Origin of the sequence: Aequoribacter sp. (assembly GCF_965659035.1) — a bacterium.
Lineage (GTDB): Bacteria > Pseudomonadota > Gammaproteobacteria > Pseudomonadales > Halieaceae > Aequoribacter.
Map to the genome: position 1 here is coordinate 2178 of NZ_CBFHWH010000034.1, position 3775 is coordinate 5952.

The 3775-nt window shown below is 52.5% G+C and carries 6 protein-coding genes; all 6 read right to left on the reverse strand.

Annotation, left to right across the window (positions count from 1 at the left end):
* Window positions 1–449 (reverse strand): MotA/TolQ/ExbB proton channel family protein (locus ACTF5Z_RS06900; RefSeq protein WP_438985006.1); only part of this gene is annotated, 449 nt, incomplete at its 3' end.
* 3 nt (window positions 450–452) lie between these two features.
* Window positions 453–848, reverse strand: a complete 396-nt coding sequence (gene ybgC / locus ACTF5Z_RS06905) for a tol-pal system-associated acyl-CoA thioesterase (protein WP_423853162.1) — start codon at window positions 846–848, stop codon at window positions 453–455.
* Between the two features lie 11 nt (window positions 849–859).
* Complete coding sequence (gene ruvB / locus ACTF5Z_RS06910) at window positions 860–1912, reverse strand: Holliday junction branch migration DNA helicase RuvB (RefSeq protein WP_423853141.1); 1053 nt, start codon at window positions 1910–1912, stop codon at window positions 860–862.
* 16 nt (window positions 1913–1928) lie between these two features.
* Window positions 1929–2546 carry a Holliday junction branch migration protein RuvA gene (ruvA, locus tag ACTF5Z_RS06915; protein WP_438985007.1) on the reverse strand — a complete coding sequence of 206 codons (618 nt, stop codon included), beginning with the start codon at window positions 2544–2546 and terminating at the stop codon, window positions 1929–1931.
* Between the two features lie 9 nt (window positions 2547–2555).
* Window positions 2556–3074, reverse strand: coding sequence for a crossover junction endodeoxyribonuclease RuvC (gene ruvC / locus ACTF5Z_RS06920; RefSeq protein WP_423850601.1), 519 nt, complete (start codon window positions 3072–3074; stop codon window positions 2556–2558).
* 82 nt (window positions 3075–3156) lie between these two features.
* Window positions 3157–3775, reverse strand: a 619-nt coding sequence (locus ACTF5Z_RS06925) for an amino acid--tRNA ligase-related protein (RefSeq protein ID WP_438985008.1), incomplete at its 5' end; no start/stop codon positions are given.

Here is a 3775-nt window from a genome sequence, read left to right on the forward strand (position 1 = left end):
ACTGTTCCAAACAAACCGATGTAGGGACTGGTCGAGCCCACCGACGCCAGAAAGGACAAGTTTTGCTCTAACCGCTCCTCCTCGCGCAACATCGCAACTCGCATGGCCCGTCGCGCTCCTTCTAGAATGGCGTCAGCATCCATTTCAGGTTGCTGTGCCAAGCGCGAAAACTCTTTAAAGCCCGCACGGAACAAGCTTTCCATGCCAAGAATGAGTTCGCCATTAGCTGCTCGCTCCGAGCCATCTTTGTAAAGCGACGACAAGTCTGAACCCGACCAAAAGGCGTCTTCAAAATCCAGCATCGCAGACTTAGCGCGCTGAAAATATAAGCCACGCTTCACAATCATGAACCATGAGGTTATCGATGCGAGCACCAGCATGGCCATCACGGCTTGTACCGTAAGACTGGCCTCCAGCACTAAATCCAACAAACTTAATTGCTCTTCCAAGACTTAGCCTCCATTCATGACTTTTAATAGCGCATCATGCATAACTTCGGGCAAGCGCACTGGGGTTTGAGTCGTTCGATTGACGCATGCACATTCGACAAGTGCATCTGCCAAGAGTTCATCGTTTCTGTACACCGCCTGACGAAGGATAAAACGGGCACCTTTCGCTAGCGTGGGCTCAGCCGTGACCTGCAAGTCGTCATCCAATACTGCACTGCTGAGGTACCGAATTTTGACATCACGCACCACAAACATAAGGCCATCATTAAAAATGCCCTCTTTACCAAAGCCCAATGTACGCATGAATTCAGTGCGTGCACGCTCCATAAACTTGAGGTAATTCACATAATAAACGATACCACCAGCATCGGTGTCCTCGATGTAGACTCGAACAGGCAACGCGAACCGATTCATTCACTAACACCATCGATTGGCAGTTCGCTTTGCGGGCTCAAAGCGCCTTTAACATCCAACCCGAAATGCAAATAGGCATTGCGAGTCACCATGCGCCCGCGGGGTGTCCGCATCATATAACCCTGCTGAATCAAATAAGGCTCGATCACATCCTCGATGGTACCCCGTTCTTCTGAAATGGCCGCCGCCAAACTCTCTACCCCGACAGGACCGCCGTCGAACTTCTCGATCATAGCCAGCAATAAACGACGATCGAGGTGATCAAACCCTTGCACATCCACGTTCAGCATATCCAAGGCACGATCGGCAATAGCCTGCGTGACGGCGCCGTCGCCTTTGACTTCCGCAAAATCTCGAACACGGCGCAGCAAACGGTTGGCGATACGCGGGGTTCCGCGCGAACGGCGCGCGACTTCCAAGGCACCACCTTCGTCCATATCCACACCCAGTATTTTGGCGGAGCGCGACACGATCGTCGCTAAATCTGCCACGTTGTAAAACTCTAAGCGCTGCACAATACCGAATCGATCTCGTAAGGGAGAAGTCAACAAGCCCGCGCGGGTCGTCGCTCCGACCAGCGTAAACGGCGGTAAATCGAGTTTAATTGAGCGTGCCGCCGGTCCCTCACCGATCATAATATCGAGCTGGTAGTCCTCCATCGCTGGATAAAGAACTTCTTCTACGAAGGGGCTCAAGCGATGAATCTCATCAATAAACAACACATCGCCAGGCTCTAAATTCGTCATCAAAGCTGCAATATCACCCGCTTTATCCAACACAGGGCCCGACGTCGTTTTTAAGGAGACTCCCATTTCATTGGCAATAATTGATGCCAAGGTCGTCTTACCCAAACCTGGAGGACCAAAGATTAAGGTGTGATCTAAAGGCTCACCGCGCCCCTTTGCGGCTGATAAAAATATGTCCATTTGCTCTTTCACGGCCGACTGACCAATGTAGTCGGCGAGTGATTTCGGGCGTATCGCTCGGTCAATGACTTCCTCGCCTCTGCCTTCAGTCTGCGGAGCAATAAGTCTATCTGTCTCAATCACCGAATTACCCCTTTACTTATTTCGACACTGTCGAGCGCAATGCGAGCCGAATGAGTGTCTCGCTATCAAGATCCTGATCGCCGGCTACAGATTGCACTAAACGACTCGCTTCTTGAGGTTTGTAACCCAAAGCCACCAGTGCACTTTCCGCATCGGCTATTGGGTCATGAGCAACATTAGCACTAACAATCCCACCTGCATCTTCACCCCGAGGCGACAACTGACTCAGCCAATCACCCAAGCGGTCGCGCATCTCCACAATCAAACGCTCGGCCGTTTTTTTACCCACCCCAGGCAAAGCAACCAATGCGTTGACATCATTGCGCCCGACGCAGCGCGCGAAAGCCACTGCATCCATACCCGATAAAATCGCCAAGGCGAGCTTGGGGCCCACACCATTCACTTTAATAAGCTGGCGGAACAACTGTCGGTCGGTATCGTCAACAAAACCGTACAAAAGCTGCGCGTCTTCACGCACCACAAAATGGGTCAAAACAAGGACATCTTCGCCCAGTGCCGGCAACTGAAACAAGGTCGTCATCGGCACTTGAATTTCATAACCCACGCCGGCCGCTTCGACGACAATCTCGGGGGGTTGCTTAACAATTAATCGGCCGCGAATACTGCCTATCACTGTAACTCCTTAACGCAAGCGTTTGCGTGCAACCGACGTCGCACCCGCAATGTGAATCATACTGGATTGTGTGTGTGCATGACACAGTGCGGCAGCGAGGGCATCGGCGGCGTCTTCTGCGGGCACCCCCGGCAAGGACAACAACCTTGATACCATGTGCTGCACTTGAGTTTTGTCCGCCCCACCTGAACCCACCACCGACTGTTTAATTTGTCGCGCCGAGTATTCGTTCACGCTCATACCGCGGGTAACACAAGCCACGATAGCGGCTCCACGCGCATGCCCCAATTTCAGAGCGGCGTCAGCACTACGCGCTAAAAACACCTGTTCAATAGAAAGCTCAGAGGGACTGTAGCATTGGATTAACTCTTCCAGGGATTCAGACAGTACCTTCAGCCTAGCGGGAATGGCTTTATCAACCAAGCGTATGACACCGCTGGTGACGTATCTTGACTTACCCTGATTGAATTCGATGATGCCAAAGCCCGTTTTCCTCGAGCCAGGATCTATGCCTAATATGATTGCCATAAGCGCACCTGAACGTGTGCGCTTATTAGATCACATCTTACTGAGATTCACAGCGTATGCGCCAATTTCTTGGCGCAACAGATTACTCGGCAGATTGCGCTTTTTGCTCACGCAGACGAATATTCAACTCGCGCAACGCCTTGGCGTCTACAGTTCCCGGCGCATCGGTCATCACACAGGCTGCACTTTGTGTTTTCGGGAAGGCAATCACGTCGCGGATAGACTGTGCGCCCGTCATCAACATGACCAAACGATCCAAGCCAAAGGCCAAGCCACCGTGTGGTGGCGCACCGAATTTTAGGGCCTGCAACAAGAACCCAAACTTCTCTTCGGCTTCTTCGGCCTCAATGCCTAGCACTCGAAAGACAGCGCGCTGCATTGCCTGATCGTGGATACGAATGCTACCACCACCCAGCTCGGTACCATTCAAGACCATATCGTAAGCGCGGCTTAGTGCCGATCCAGGGTTGGCCTCAAGCTCTTCAGGAGTGCACGACGGGGACGTAAATGGATGGTGCAAAGCCGTCCAGGAACCATCGCCTGCTTTCTCAAACATTGGGAAATCCACCACCCAAAGCGGCGCCCAGCCGGCAGCAACTGCGCCCATATCGTGACCGACTTTGATACGCAATGCGCCCATCGATTCTTCAACCATCTGACGCTTGCCAGCACCGAAGAACACAATGTCGCCGTCCTTCGCT